The organism is Paracoccus sp. R86501 (genome assembly GCF_042466435.1).
Taxonomy (GTDB): Bacteria; Pseudomonadota; Alphaproteobacteria; order Rhodobacterales; family Rhodobacteraceae; genus Paracoccus.
The window spans coordinates 133745-146401 of the sequence record NZ_JAXHPZ010000001.1; the positions used below are offsets into that span (position 1 = coordinate 133745).

General features: G+C 64.9%; 15 protein-coding genes. 8 read left to right on the forward strand and 7 right to left on the reverse strand.

Going from position 1 to position 12657, the window contains the following annotated elements; translation table 11 throughout:
- Positions 1 to 11: 11 nt before the first annotated feature.
- Complete coding sequence (locus SJY40_RS00715) at positions 12 to 545, reverse strand: DUF721 domain-containing protein (RefSeq protein ID WP_378941586.1); 534 nt, start codon at positions 543 to 545, stop codon at positions 12 to 14.
- 85 nt (positions 546 to 630) lie between these two features.
- On the opposite strand from SJY40_RS00715, the gene mutY reads away from it, so the two are divergent.
- Both mutY and SJY40_RS00725 read left to right on the forward strand, forming a co-directional pair.
- Positions 631 to 1656, forward strand: coding sequence for an A/G-specific adenine glycosylase (gene mutY / locus SJY40_RS00720; RefSeq protein WP_378941588.1), 1026 nt, complete (start codon positions 631 to 633; stop codon positions 1654 to 1656).
- Positions 1657 to 1666: 10 nt separating this feature from the next.
- Positions 1667 to 2806 carry an alkane 1-monooxygenase gene (locus SJY40_RS00725; RefSeq protein WP_378941590.1) on the forward strand — a complete coding sequence of 380 codons (1140 nt, stop codon included), beginning with the start codon at positions 1667 to 1669 and terminating at the stop codon, positions 2804 to 2806.
- Between the two features lie 65 nt (positions 2807 to 2871).
- Here the strand turns inward: SJY40_RS00725 and rpsU are convergent, their stop codons facing one another.
- Positions 2872 to 3078 carry a 30S ribosomal protein S21 gene (gene rpsU, locus SJY40_RS00730; RefSeq protein WP_022705914.1) on the reverse strand — a complete coding sequence of 69 codons (207 nt, stop codon included), beginning with the start codon at positions 3076 to 3078 and terminating at the stop codon, positions 2872 to 2874.
- 92 nt (positions 3079 to 3170) lie between these two features.
- Between rpsU and SJY40_RS00735 the strand changes: the two genes are divergently transcribed.
- Both SJY40_RS00735 and SJY40_RS00740 read left to right on the forward strand, forming a co-directional pair.
- Positions 3171 to 3824, forward strand: coding sequence for a COQ9 family protein (locus SJY40_RS00735; protein ID WP_378941592.1), 654 nt, complete (start codon positions 3171 to 3173; stop codon positions 3822 to 3824).
- A 9-nt stretch (positions 3825 to 3833) separates the two neighbouring features.
- Positions 3834 to 4826 carry an NAD(P)H-quinone oxidoreductase gene (locus SJY40_RS00740; protein WP_378941595.1) on the forward strand — a complete coding sequence of 331 codons (993 nt, stop codon included), beginning with the start codon at positions 3834 to 3836 and terminating at the stop codon, positions 4824 to 4826.
- 18 nt (positions 4827 to 4844) lie between these two features.
- On the opposite strand, the gene SJY40_RS00745 is transcribed toward SJY40_RS00740, so the two are convergent.
- The gene (locus SJY40_RS00745) at positions 4845 to 5480 is read right to left on the reverse strand and encodes a ribonuclease T (protein ID WP_378941597.1); all 636 of its coding nucleotides are present in this window, start codon (positions 5478 to 5480) and stop codon (positions 4845 to 4847) included.
- A gap of 186 nt (positions 5481 to 5666) precedes the next feature.
- Between SJY40_RS00745 and SJY40_RS00750 the strand changes: the two genes are divergently transcribed.
- Positions 5667 to 6413: a DUF1013 domain-containing protein gene (locus SJY40_RS00750; RefSeq protein WP_378941599.1), complete on the forward strand. Its 747-nt coding sequence runs from the start codon at positions 5667 to 5669 to the stop codon at positions 6411 to 6413.
- Positions 6414 to 6490: 77 nt separating this feature from the next.
- Here SJY40_RS00750 and SJY40_RS00755 read toward each other — a convergent pair whose 3' ends face one another.
- The 4 genes from SJY40_RS00755 to SJY40_RS00770 form a co-directional block, all read right to left on the reverse strand.
- On the reverse strand, positions 6491 to 6748 hold the full coding sequence (locus tag SJY40_RS00755) for a GlsB/YeaQ/YmgE family stress response membrane protein (RefSeq protein ID WP_378941602.1): 258 nt from the start codon (positions 6746 to 6748) through the stop codon (positions 6491 to 6493).
- Positions 6749 to 6882: 134 nt separating this feature from the next.
- Positions 6883 to 8355, reverse strand: a complete 1473-nt coding sequence (locus SJY40_RS00760; RefSeq protein WP_378941604.1) for an NAD-dependent succinate-semialdehyde dehydrogenase — start codon at positions 8353 to 8355, stop codon at positions 6883 to 6885.
- Positions 8356 to 8548: 193 nt separating this feature from the next.
- Complete coding sequence (locus SJY40_RS00765; RefSeq protein WP_378941607.1) at positions 8549 to 9538, reverse strand: P1 family peptidase; 990 nt, start codon at positions 9536 to 9538, stop codon at positions 8549 to 8551.
- A gap of 8 nt (positions 9539 to 9546) precedes the next feature.
- Positions 9547 to 9984, reverse strand: a complete 438-nt coding sequence (locus tag SJY40_RS00770) for an ion channel (protein ID WP_378941609.1) — start codon at positions 9982 to 9984, stop codon at positions 9547 to 9549.
- A gap of 66 nt (positions 9985 to 10050) precedes the next feature.
- On the opposite strand from SJY40_RS00770, the gene smpB reads away from it, so the two are divergent.
- The 3 genes from smpB to SJY40_RS00785 all read left to right on the forward strand — a co-directional run bounded on the left by smpB (position 10051) and on the right by SJY40_RS00785 (position 12628).
- The gene (gene smpB, locus SJY40_RS00775) at positions 10051 to 10524 is read left to right on the forward strand and encodes an SsrA-binding protein SmpB (protein ID WP_072295768.1); all 474 of its coding nucleotides are present in this window, start codon (positions 10051 to 10053) and stop codon (positions 10522 to 10524) included.
- Between the two features lie 66 nt (positions 10525 to 10590).
- On the forward strand, positions 10591 to 11445 hold the full coding sequence (gene sseA / locus SJY40_RS00780) for a 3-mercaptopyruvate sulfurtransferase (protein WP_378941611.1): 855 nt from the start codon (positions 10591 to 10593) through the stop codon (positions 11443 to 11445).
- Between the two features lies 1 nt (position 11446).
- The gene (locus SJY40_RS00785; protein WP_378941613.1) at positions 11447 to 12628 is read left to right on the forward strand and encodes an aromatic amino acid transaminase; all 1182 of its coding nucleotides are present in this window, start codon (positions 11447 to 11449) and stop codon (positions 12626 to 12628) included.
- Positions 12629 to 12657: the final 29 nt, after the last annotated feature.

Here is a 12657-nt window from a genome sequence, read left to right on the forward strand (position 1 = left end):
GGTCTTTCAGATCAGGTCTTGCGGGATTGTCGTTGGGCGACGTTCAGGGCCAACGTGGCCATGGCCTGCGCCAATGTGGGGTCGGTAAACTGCGCGCCAACGCGATCGGCCTGTTCGACCCGTGCGGGATCGGGGGCCTTGGCGGCTTTCGGCGCGCGGGAAAAACTGGCGTGGCCGTCGGCAAAGCCGCTGGCCGAGGTCTGTGTCAGGGTGATCCGCTGGACGGCGTTATAGCCATAGCAGGCGTTCACCTTGTCGCGCAGCATCGGCAGCTGCATTTCGACCATGGGGGCCATCGGGCCGGTGGTCAGCAAGGTCAGCGTCGCCCCGAAGGCGCCACGGCTGTGGCTGATCTTGACGGGGCGGGTGGCTGCGGCCAGCTGGGGGCCGGCGATTTCAGCCCAATGGGTCAGCAGGCGGGCGACGGCAAAGCCGCGACCCTCGGCCGCCTTCTGCACGCGGTCCGCCAGCAGCGAGGACGCCGCCTGAAAGCCGCGGCTGCGACGACGGGTCTTGGAATATGTGGATCCGGGTGCCTGTGCCATCGTTCCATGATCTGTTATCACGCCCATAGTCTTAGCCAGCCATCGGCAAGGATGAAAGCGCACCCATTCACACGAGGCCACATAATTGCGTGACAGCAAGGTGATCGCAGAGACTTTGCTCGACTGGTACGACCGCCACGCCCGCGTCTTGCCGTGGCGCGTGCCGCCGGGCGGCGCGCCCGCCGACCCCTATCGCGTGTGGTTGTCCGAGGTGATGTTGCAGCAGACGACCGTGGCTGCCGTCAAGGAATACTTCCTTCGATTTACGCGCATCTGGCCCACCGTTCACGACCTGGCCGCGGCGCCCGATGCGCAGGTGATGGGCGAATGGGCGGGGCTTGGCTATTACGCCCGCGCCCGCAACCTGCTGGCCTGCGCACGCGAGGTGGCCGAACGCGGCGCGTTTCCGACAACGCGCGAGGGTCTGCGTGAACTGCCGGGGGTGGGGCCCTATACCTCGGCGGCGATCGCATCCATCGCCTTCGACCTGCCGGAAACCGTGGTGGACGGGAATGTGGAGCGCGTGGTCTCGCGTTTGTTCGCCGTCCGCACGCCACTGCCGCGTGCCAAGCCGGAACTGACGGCGCTGGCGGAAACGCTGACGCCGCAAACCCGTCCCGGCGATTACGCACAGGCGATGATGGATCTGGGCGCGACGATCTGCACCCCGCGCAAGCCCGCCTGCGTCATCTGTCCGCTGACCGCATCCTGCGACGCCCGTGCGCAAGGCATCGCCCCCGAACTGCCCGCGAAGACCCCCAAGGCCCCCAAGCCCGAACGCACCGGCATCGCGTGGATCGCCCGCACCGGTGACAGCATCTTGCTGGAGGAACGCCCGGCCAAGGGCCTGCTGGGGGGCACGACCGGTTTCCCCTCGGCGGGGTGGGACGGGCGCGATCTGCCGCCCCCCGGCCCGGCGGATTGGCGGGCCATCGGCGAGGTGCGCCATGTCTTCACCCATTTCAGCCTGACGCTGACGGTGATGATCGGGGATCTGACCGGCAATCCCGAACGCGGACAGCTGATCCCCCTGCGACAGATCGACCGCGACGCCCTTCCGCGGCTGATGCGCAAGGTCTGGGATATGGCGCAAGGCGACATCGCCGCGTAGCATCGCAGGCATGACCGATTCACCCCCCGGAAAACTTCCCCCTGCAGCACCTTTCTGGATGTCCGCGCTGATGATCCCGCTGGTGGCCTTGGCTGCCATCAGGGGCGGCATGTGGTGGGCGCTGCTGCCGCTTTATGCGTGGTATCTGACCACGATACTGGACAGCATCCTTGGACTGAACGACGAAAACCCCGATCCGCAGACCGACACCGCGCAACTGTTCTGGCACCGCGCCATCACCATCATCTGGTTCCCGCTGCAATTCGCCGCAATCTTCGGGTCCATCTGGTATGTGCGTGCGACGGGGCATCTGACTGGCTGGGAACAGCTGGGCCTCTTCTTCGGCATCGGCGTGCTGTCGGGCAGCATCGGCATCGTCTATGCGCATGAACTGCTGCACCAGAAAACCGCGCTGGAACGTTGGCTGGGTGATCTGCTGCTGGCCAGCGTGCTTTATTCGCATTTCCGGACCGAACATCTGCTGGTGCATCACTCCTGGGTTTCGACCCCGCGTGATGCGGTATCGGCGCGCTATAACGAAGGCTTCCACCGCTTCTTTATCCGCGTCCTGTCCGATGGTCCGCGCAGCGCGTGGCGTGCCGAAACCCGCATGCTGGCCCGCGCCAAACGCAGCGCTTGGGACCGGCGAAACCCGTTCTGGCGATATGCCGCGTTGCAGGCGGGGATGCTGGCGCTGGCGCTGATCCTTGGCGGTTGGGCGGGGCTGGGGCTGTTCGCATCTCAGGCCTTCATTGCCGTCTGGCAGCTGGAGCTGACGAATTACGTCGAACACTATGGCCTGTCGCGCAAGCATCTGGGGGATGGGCGGTACGAACATATCCTGCCGCGCCACAGCTGGAACGCCAGCCACACCGGGTCGAACTGGCTGCTGATCAACCTGCAGCGTCATTCCGACCATCACTACAAGCCCGACCGCCGATTTCCGCTGTTGCAGACCTATGGCAAGGATCAGGCGCCGCAGCTGCCCTTCGGCTATCCCGCGATGACCTTCGTGGCAATGGTGCCGCCCCTGTGGCGGCGTCGGATGAACCCGCGCGTGCGTGCATGGCGCAAGCAGTTCTATCCCGAGATCACGGATTGGACCGACTATAACCGCGGCACGCTGCCGATGCCCCGGAATGCACTGTGATCACAACGTAAAACCCCCGCGACATGACGCCGCGGGGGTTTTTCGATAACGCTGAACGCGTCGTCTTACAGCGCGCCTTCGCGCTGTGCCTTTTTACGGGCCAGCTTGCGGGCACGGCGAACGGCCTCGGCCTTTTCACGGGCTTTCTTGACCGACGGCTTCTCGAAATGTTGCCGAAGCTTCATTTCACGGAAGACACCTTCGCGCTGAAGTTTTTTCTTCAGGGCGCGGAGCGCTTGCTCGACGTTGTTGTCGCGAACATTGACCTGCATGTGGTTGTCACCACCTTCCTAGGTTAGAGTTGCAAGATTGCAGGAAGCGTCCCCCTAACAGCCGTGGGCGCGTTTGTCCAGATAGGTGTGCCATGACCCAGACCGACCGCGAAGCCCTTCTTGATGCCGCCCTGATCCATGTCCCGTTCGAGGGGATGAACGACGCCGCCCTGCTGGCGGGCGCGCGCGACATCGGCATGTCGCCCGCCCTGGTGCGGGTGCATTTCCCGCAAGGCGGCGCGGGTCTGGCCGCCGCCTATCACCGCCGCGCGGATGACAAGCTGCGGGAATCGCTGGCCGAATCCCCGCCAGAAGGCCGCTTTCGTGACCGCGTGGCGCAGGCCGTCTGGCGCAGGCTGGATCTGGTCGACCCGGAACTGGTGCGCGCGGGTGCATCGACGCTGGCCCTGCCGCAGAATGCCGCGCTGGCGGCGCGCCTGGTCTGGGAAACCGCTGATGTCATCTGGACGGGCCTTGGCGATCGGTCCGACGACGTGAACTGGTACTCCAAGCGGGCGACGCTCTCGGCGGTGATCTCGGCCAGCGTGCTGTTCTGGCTGGGCGACGATTCGCCCCAGCAGACCCAGACCCGCGCCTTCATCGATCGCCGCATCGACGGGGTGATGAATTTTGAAACTATCAAGGCGCGTCTGCGTAGTCTGCCGGGGGCCGAAGGTTTGACCAAGGCCGCCTTCGGCTGGATCCGGGCACCTCGCGCGAAACCGCTGCCCGGCAAGACCCACTAAGGAGAGACCATGTTCCCTGATTCGATGACCGCGATCGAGATCGCCTCGGCCGGCGGACCCGATGTGCTGCGCAAGGTGACGCGCCCCGTGCCCGTTCCCTGCCACGACCAGATCCTGATCAAGATCGCCTATGCCGGCGTGAACCGCCCCGACTGCCTGCAGCGCGCCGGCGCCTATGCGCCGCCGCCGGGGGCGTCCGATCTGCCCGGCCTGGAAGCCTCGGGCGAGATCGTGGGCATCGGTGCAGGCGTCACCCGCTGGAAGAAGGGCGAAAAGGTCTGCGCTTTGCTGCCCGGTGGCGGCTATTCCGAATACGCCGTCTGCCACGCCGACCACGCCCTGCGCATCCCCGAGGGCCTGTCCATGAAAGAGGGCGCCTGCCTGCCGGAAACCGCCTTCACCGTCTGGTCGAACGTCGTCCAGCGCGGCCATCTGACCGGGGGCGAGCGTTTCCTGGTCCATGGCGGCACGTCGGGCATCGGCATGATGGCCATTCAGATCGCCCATGCGCTTGGCGCCCGCGTCTTTGCCACCGCAGGCAGCGCCGACAAATGCCAGGCGATCCGCGATCTGGGCGCCACGGCCATCAACTACAAGGAACAGGATTTCACCAAGGTGCTGGCCGAGGCCGGCGGGGCGGATCTGATCCTGGACATGGTGGGCGGCAGCTATATCCCGCGCAACATCAGCAGCCTGGCCAAGGACGGGCGGCTGGTGATGATCGCCTTCCTTGAAGGCCCCAAGGTCGAGCTGAACTTCGCCCATATCATGATGAACCGCCTGACCGTCACAGGATCGACCCTGCGTCCGCAATCCGACGTCGCCAAGGCCGAGATCGCCGACGAGATCCGCAAGAAGCTGTGGCCGATGATCGCGGCAGGTTCCGTGGCCGTCACCATCGACAGCGAATTCGACCTGGCCGATGCCGCCGATGCCCATCGCCGGATGGAGACCAGCGGCCACATCGGCAAGATCGTCCTGAAGGTGGCAGGCGAGGCCTGATCCTGGCCCCGAGGCCCGTCAGCGCACCTGTTCCATCAGGATACTGCGGCGGCTGCAATCGCGGCGGGCATCGGGGGCGCAATCGCGCAGCTGCAGGTCGCGGGTCAGGCAGATCCGCACCTCGGTCAGGGCGTCGTCGCGGCAGGATATGGTGATGCCGTCGCGGGACAGGTCGGGGTTCGCCTTGATGAAGGCTTCCTCGATGATCGGGGGCGGCACGCTAACGTCGCGTGACAGATCGTCGAAGACCGCAGGGATCTGGATGGACGCCAGTGCGTCTCGGGTCGCCTGATAGTAATCCGCCGCCGATAACCCCGTGCAGCGCCCGTGCTTTTGCCACTGGTGCCACGCCAGCCCGCCGGATCCCATGACATCTGCCATCATCTGGCTTTCACGCCGCGACGGGTCGCGTTCGCGGGTGTTGCAGTAATCGGGCCAGCCGTCTTCATATTGCGGCCAAAGCCCGTGAACGCTGAAGTCGCGGCCGGTGCCCGGATCGCATTCGGGGGCATCGCGGCCGTCGCCGGTGCTGGCGCACCATGACGGTTGCCAGCTTAGCGCCAGAACGTAATAGTCGAACTGCCCCGCCACGTCGCGGGCGGCCAGGGGCAGGGGTGTTAGCAGGGCCGCAAGGGCAAGGATGAATGCACGCATGGCGTCAGGTTAGCGCGGGCCGGACGTCCTTGCATCCGTCATCTGCGCGAATCCTCTTTTCTCTGCGGCCCGGAAACGCTATATCACGCGGCAATTCCCCCCCCGAGAACGTGGAATGGCGCCCGCCAAAGCCGTTTTTCCGGCGTAAGCCCCTATGTTCGGGACAGACATGCGAAGGAGACTGACATGAGCAAGCCGCTGATGGCCAAGGCCACCGCCGTCTGGCTGGTCGATAACACGACGCTGAGCTTCAAGCAGATCGGTGATTTCTGCGGTCTGCACGAGCTTGAGGTCCAAGGCATCGCCGATGGTGATGTCGCAGCCGGCGTGAAGGGCTTCGACCCCATCGCCTCGCTTCAACTGGATGCAGCCGAGATCGAACGTGCCGAGGCCAGCCCCACCTATAAACTGCGTCTGAAGCACAACCCCGCTTCGGAAGGCGAGGAAAAGCGCCGCGGCCCGCGCTATACCCCCCTGTCCAAGCGCCAGGACCGCCCCGCGGCCATCCTGTGGCTGGTCAAGTTCCACCCGGAGCTGGCCGATGCGCAGGTCGCCAAGCTGGTCGGCACGACCAAGCCGACCATCGCCTCGATCCGCGAACGGACCCACTGGAACATCCAGAACATCCAGCCGATCGACCCGGTCGCCCTGGGCCTGTGCCGTCAGACCGAACTGGACGCCGCCGTCCAGAAGGCCGCCAAGAAGCGCGCCGCCGAAGGCATCGTGATGACCGATGACGAACGTCGCAAGCTGGTCAGCACTGAAACCTCGCTGGCGATGTCGGAAGAGCCGCGGATGCCGTCGTCGATCGCCGGTCTGGAAAACTTCAGCCTCAGCCGCGACGAGGACGAAAAGCCCGAAGCGCCGCTGGATGCCGACAGCTTCTTCAACCTGCCCGACAGCAAGGATGAGGACGAGGACGACGACCGCTAAGGCGATCCGTCACACCCCGCAGATATGAAAAAGGCCGGCGCAATGCCGGCCTTTTGTCGTTTCGGGATCTGCCGCGGTCAGGTGCGGCCGCGCACCAGGCGAACGACCCAGATCAGGATGCAGGCACCGATGACGGCGATGATCAGCTGACCGATGACGCTGCCCTCGGCGCTGCTGCCGATGATCAGGTCGAACAGGAAGTTACCGACCAATGCGCCGATGATGCCGACGACGATGTTCATCAGCAGGCCCATGTCCGACTTCATGACCTTTTCGGCGATCCAGCCCGCGATAGCGCCCAAGATGATGGCGAGAATCCAGCCAATACCTTCCATGTGTAGTCCCCTTGATCCGTAATATATGGCCACCCTCTTTGGCGACCCTTCACCAGCTAAAGTCCCGACCGCGTTTTGCGTTCCCGGAAAACTGTGTGGTCGGGTCAACTTGTGGGAAATCTGTCACAGGGGCGTCACACCGACAGGCAGATGTATTTCATTTCCAGATAATCATCGAGGCCGTGATGGCTGCCCTCGCGGCCCAGCCCCGACTGCTTGACGCCGCCGAAGGGTGCCACCTCGGTCGAGATCAGGCCGGTGTTCACGCCGACGATGCCGTATTCCAGACCTTCCTGCACGCGGGTGATGCGGCCGATGTCGCGGGCATAGAAATAGGACGCCAGACCGAAGATCGTGTCGTTGGCCTTGGCGATGGCCTCTTCCTCGGTGTCGAACTTGAACAGGGGGGCCAAGGGGCCGAAGGTTTCCTCATGCGCGACCTTCATGTCGTCGGTGACGCCGGTCACGACGGTCGGCTCGTAGAACAGCCCCTCGATCTGCTTGCCGCCGGTCAGCACCTTGCCGCCCTTGTCGGTAATGTCGCGGATGTGTTCCTGCACCTTCTCGACCGCGTCCTGATTGATCAGCGGGCCGGTGGTGACGCCGTCTTCCAGCCCGTCACCGACCTTCAGCTTGTTCACCGCCGCCGCCAGCTTTTCGGCGAATGCGTCATAGACCCCGGCTTGGACATAGATGCGGTTGGCGCAAACGCAGGTCTGGCCGTTGTTGCGGAACTTCGACGCCATCGCTCCTTCAACGGCGGCATCCAGATCGGCGTCGTCGAAGACGATGAAGGGCGCGTTGCCGCCCAGCTCCATGCTGCATTTCATCACCTGATCCGCGGCCTGACGCAGCAGGATGCGGCCTACCTCGGTCGAGCCGGTAAAGGTCAGCTTGCGGACCTTGGGGTTTTCGCAGAATTCCTTGCCGACCTCGCTGGATTTCGACGAAGTGACGACCGACAGGATGCCCTTGGGCAGCCCCGCGCGTTCGCCCAGAACCGCCATGGCCAGCGCCGACAGCGGCGTTTCGCGGGCAGGGCGCGCGACGAAACCGCAGCCGACGGCCAGCGCGGGGCCGGCCTTGCGGGCGATCATGGCGTTCGGGAAGTTCCAAGGGGTGATGCTTCCCACAACGCCGATGGGCTGACGGATCACGGTCAGGCGCTTGTCGGCCTGATGGCCGGGGATGGTTTCGCCATAGACGCGCTTGGCCTCTTCGCCGAACCATTCGATGAAACCGGCACCATAGGCGATCTCGCCCTTGGCCTCGGGCAGGGGTTTGCCCTGTTCGGCGGTCATGATCATGCCGAGGTCGTTCTGGTTCTCCATCATCAGGTCGTACCAGCGACGCATCACCTGGGCGCGTTCCTTGGCGGGGCGGGCGGCCCAATCCTTCATCGCAGTCTCGGCGGCGTCGATGGCGCGGGCGACCTGATCGCGGCCCATGTCGGCGACCTTCGCGACGACGTCGCCGCGTGCGGGGTTGATGACATCGAAGGTCGCGCCATCCGGCGCATCCATCCATTCGCCCGCCACGAAGGCACGCGTTTCCAGCAACGAGGGGTCGGCAAGCAGCGTCTTGAGGTCGGTCTGGCCAGTGGTCATCGGAATATCCTTGCGCAGGGTTTGGGCAGCTGTCTGTCAGGCATAACCATCGGTGTCCCGACGCGTTCCAACTTTGGGTGAAACCGGATCAGGCTGGCATGCGTTCGGGGTGGAATCATCAGGCTTCCCTCTTGATGATCCATCACTCTCTCTGTGTGGGGGGCGGCGCATTTACCGATGCGCTGCCCTTTTCCTATTCCGGCATCTGGCACCAGCAGGATTGCAGGTCGCCTGGGGCCGGGCGGGCGGCATGGACGGCGCGGGCGATGGCGCGGGCCAGCGTGCAGGCGGCGGCATGACCCAGCACGAAGGGGATCGACGTATCATCCCCCATTCCCCGCGCCCCCGTCGAGACCGCAAAGACCAGATCGCCATCCAGCAGCGTATGGCTGGGCACCAGCGCACGGGCCATGCCGTCATGGGCAACCGTTGCCAGCCGTTGCAGCCCCGCCTTGTCCAGCGCCGCATCTGTGGCGACGATGGCGATGGTGGTGGCCTGACCCAAGGCCTTGCCGGGGATGGGCTCGGCAGCGGCGGGAAAGGTCGCGGGCAGGCCCAGCCCGCCGAATTCGGCGTCCAGCTCCCACGGGGCGGCCCAGAAATGGCGGCTGCCGTCGACATTGGCGTGACCAAGCGCGTTCACCACCACCAGCGCCCCGACCGTCACGCCGCTGTCCAGCACCGCCGAGGCCGACCCCAGCCCGCCCTTCAGCCGCCCCGTCATGGCCCCCGTGCCCGCACCGATGCTGCCAATGGCGAAGTCGGGCCCGGCCTCCTGCCATGCACGGCGGCCAAGTGCGGGATAGGGGTTTTCCTCCCAATCCTTGTCGCCGCCGTTCAGCAGGTCAAAGCAGATCGCCCCCGGCACGATGGGCACGCGCACCGGCCCGACCGCATGGCCCCGCCCTGCGCGGCGCAGGGCATCCGCCACCCCGTCGCAGGCCGCCAGCCCGAAAGCGGACCCGCCCGCCAGCACCAGCGCATCGACGGCCTGCACCAGCTTGTCGGGCGCCAGAAGGTCGGTCTCACGAGTGCCGGGGGCGCCGCCCATCACATGCACCCCCGCCGCGAAGGGCGTATCGGCGGTCAGCACCGTCACGCCGGATTTCAGACGGTCGTCCTCTGCGTGGCCGACATGCAGTCCCGGCACGTCGGTGATCAGGTTGCGCGGTCCGGGTTTCATGGTGCGGGTCATCCCTTCAGGAACTCGATCTGGCGGATGCGGACATGGCGCAGGGCCTCGACCATCATGGCGGTGGTCAGGCCAAAGACCACCAGCCCGTTCACGGCCACCAGCCCGCCCAGGATGCGCCACTCCGCGGGCATCAACACGTCACCATAACCAAGCGTGGTGAAGGTGACCAAGGTGAAATACATCGCCGGCTCGAACCCTGCGAAATGGCCCATCAGGTACAGGACCACCGCCCACAGCCAGACCGACAGCGTCACCATGGCCATCACCCCAAGCGCCGTCCCGATGACCACCACGAACAGCTTGAGCCGGTGGGGCGGCTGCACCAACCAATGGGCGGACTGCGCGAAGGCCAGTTCAAGCAGCCAGAAGGTCATGCCCGACAGGATGACGCTGGCGACCATCATCAGCGACCCGATGGCGATCTGTTCGAACATGTCTTTTTCCCTTCCACGTCCTGTCCATCTTTACACAGCCGCCCCGCAACCCTATCTGACAGCGTTATGGCGAAGGACGATGACAGCAAGAACTACAAGGTGATCGCCGAGAACCGGCGCGCACGTTTCGATTACTTCATCGAGAGCGATCTCGAGGTGGGTATCATGCTGACCGGCTCCGAGGTGAAATCCCTGCGGGTGGGCCAATCCAACATCGCCGAAAGCTATGCCTCGGTCGAGGATGGCGAATTGTGGCTGATCAACGGCTATATCGCGCCGCTGCTGCGCGCCGGCGTCTTCGGCCACGAGGCGCGTCGCCGCCGCAAGCTGCTGGTCAGCAAGCGCGAACTGGCCCGCATGTGGCAGGCCACGGGCCGTGAAGGCATGACCCTTGTTCCGCTGGTGATGTATTTCAACCATCGCGGCATGGTGAAGCTGAAGATCGGCATCGCCAAGGGCAAAAAGAACCATGACAAGCGCGAAACCAGTGCAAAGCGCGACTGGGGACGCCAGAAACAGCGGCTTCTGAAGCAAGGTTAGGCCTTGCGGCATTGCAGCGCAGGCGCTGGCCCTGTAGATCGGGGCGGCGCAGCAAGGGGGGCCGCAATGCAGGACGATCCGAAAACTCTGGTCTCGACCGACTGGCTGGCGGCGCATCTGAACGACCCCGATCTGCGGATCATCGATGCCAGCTGGCACATGCCGGATGCCGGACGCGACGCGCGGGCCGAATATGACGCGGCCCATATCCCCGCCGCCCGTTTCTTCGACATCGACGCCATCAGCGACAAGCGCAGCACCCTGCCGCATATGGCCCCGCCGGTCGAGATGTTCATCAGCCGCATGCGTGCGATGGGCATCGGCGACGGGCATCAGATGGTCATCTATGACAATTCCGACGTCCACAGCGCCTTCCGCGTCTGGTGGACCATGCGGCTGATGGGCAAGACCGATGTCGCGGTGCTGGATGGCGGTTTCGCCAAATGGCGCGCCGAAGGCCGCCCGGTCGAGGACATGCCCCCCGTCATGCGCGACCGCCACATCACCGTCCAGCGTCAGGCGGGCCTTGTGCGCGACGTGACGCAGGTGGCGGCGGCCAGCAAGCTGGGCGATCACCAGATAATCGACGCCCGCAGCCCCGACCGCTTCCGCGGCGAAACGCCTGAACCGCGCGCGGGCCTGCGTTCGGGCCATATCCCCGGATCGCGCAACCTGCCTTGGCCGCAGCTGTTCAATGTCGATGGGACAATGGTCGATACCGACACCCTGCGCGCCCGCTTCGATGCCGCCGGTGTCGATCTGACCCAGCCAGCTATCACCACCTGCGGCAGCGGTGTGACGGCGGCCATCCTGTCGATGGCGCTGGAACGGCTGGGGCATCGCAAACACTCACTCTACGACGGCAGCTGGACCGAATGGGGCAGCTTTGCCGACCTGAACATCGCAACCGGAGACGCCTAAGATGCTGTCCAACCTCAAAGCCCAAGCCCCCGACAAGATCCTGATGCTGATCGAGGAATTCAAGGCCGACACCCGACAGGGCAAGATCGACCTTGGCGTCGGCGTCTACAAGGACCCGCAGGGCGTCACGCCGGTCATGCGCGCGGTCAAGGCGGCCGAGCATCGCATCTGGGAAAGCCAGACCTCCAAGGCCTATACCAGCCTTGCCGGTGAGGCCGAGTATCGCAATTCCATGGCCCAGATGGTCTTGGGCGAAGTGCCCGCCGACCGTCTGGCATCGGTCGCCACCGTGGGCGGCACCGGTGCCATCCGTCAGGCGCTTGAGCTGGCCCGTCTGGCCAATCCCGACGTCACGGTCTTCGTGTCGAACCCGACCTGGCCGAACCACCTGTCGATCATGAAGTTCATGGGCCTGCCCTTCGTGGAATACGCCTATTTCGATGCCGAAACGCGCGGCGTCGATTTCGAGGCGATGAAGGCCGATCTGGCGAAGGCCAAGAAGGACGACATCGTTCTGCTGCACGGCTGCTGCCACAACCCGACCGGCGCCAATCTGACGCTGGAACAGTTCGAGGAAGTCGCCGCCATTCTGGAAAAATCCGGGGCGATCCCGCTGATCGATTTGGCCTATCAGGGCTTCGGCGACGGTCTGGACGCCGATGCCGCCGCGACCCGCATGATCGCCAGGCGCCTGCCGCAGGTGCTGATCGCCGCGTCCTGCAGCAAGAACTTCGGCATCTATCGCGAACGCACCGGCATCCTGATGGCGCTGACGGACAATACGACCACGCGCGACCTGACCCAAGGCTCGCTGGCCTATCTGAACCGCCAGAACTACTCCTTCCCGCCCGATCATGGTGCGCGCATCGTCAGCACCATCCTGACCGACGACGCCCTGCGCGGCGACTGGTCCGCTGAACTGGAGGATGTGCGCAACACCATGCTGGGCCTGCGCACGCAGCTGGCGTCCGAACTGCGCCAGCTGTCGGGCAGCGACCGTTTCGATTTCATCGAACATCATCGCGGCATGTTCTCACGCCTTGGCGCCACCACCGAACAGGTCGAGACGCTGAAGCGCGACGCAGGCATCTATATGGTGGGCGATTCGCGGCTGAACATCGCGGGCCTGAACACCGACACGGTGCCGGTACTGGCGCGGGCGATCATCGAAGCCGGGATCTGATCCCGCCACCAAGTTGACGCTAAAAGGGG

Coding starts and splice junctions, on each gene's coding strand:
- smpB (WP_072295768.1), top strand. CDS start 10,051: ATGGCGAAGGACGATGACAGCAAGAACTACAAGGTGATCGCCGAGAAC.
- rpsU (WP_022705914.1), bottom strand. CDS start 3,078: ATGCAGGTCAATGTTCGCGACAACAACGTCGAGCAAGCGCTCCGCGCC.
- SJY40_RS00760 (WP_378941604.1), bottom strand. CDS start 8,355: ATGACCACTGGCCAGACCGACCTCAAGACGCTGCTTGCCGACCCCTCG.
- SJY40_RS00765 (WP_378941607.1), bottom strand. CDS start 9,538: ATGAAACCCGGACCGCGCAACCTGATCACCGACGTGCCGGGACTGCAT.
- SJY40_RS00755 (WP_378941602.1), bottom strand. CDS start 6,748: ATGGAAGGTATTGGCTGGATTCTCGCCATCATCTTGGGCGCTATCGCG.
- sseA (WP_378941611.1), top strand. CDS start 10,591: ATGCAGGACGATCCGAAAACTCTGGTCTCGACCGACTGGCTGGCGGCG.
- SJY40_RS00785 (WP_378941613.1), top strand. CDS start 11,447: ATGCTGTCCAACCTCAAAGCCCAAGCCCCCGACAAGATCCTGATGCTG.
- SJY40_RS00715 (WP_378941586.1), bottom strand. CDS start 545: ATGGCACAGGCACCCGGATCCACATATTCCAAGACCCGTCGTCGCAGC.
- SJY40_RS00725 (WP_378941590.1), top strand. CDS start 1,667: ATGACCGATTCACCCCCCGGAAAACTTCCCCCTGCAGCACCTTTCTGG.
- SJY40_RS00750 (WP_378941599.1), top strand. CDS start 5,667: ATGAGCAAGCCGCTGATGGCCAAGGCCACCGCCGTCTGGCTGGTCGAT.
- SJY40_RS00740 (WP_378941595.1), top strand. CDS start 3,834: ATGTTCCCTGATTCGATGACCGCGATCGAGATCGCCTCGGCCGGCGGA.
- SJY40_RS00770 (WP_378941609.1), bottom strand. CDS start 9,984: ATGTTCGAACAGATCGCCATCGGGTCGCTGATGATGGTCGCCAGCGTC.
- SJY40_RS00735 (WP_378941592.1), top strand. CDS start 3,171: ATGACCCAGACCGACCGCGAAGCCCTTCTTGATGCCGCCCTGATCCAT.
- SJY40_RS00745 (WP_378941597.1), bottom strand. CDS start 5,480: ATGCGTGCATTCATCCTTGCCCTTGCGGCCCTGCTAACACCCCTGCCC.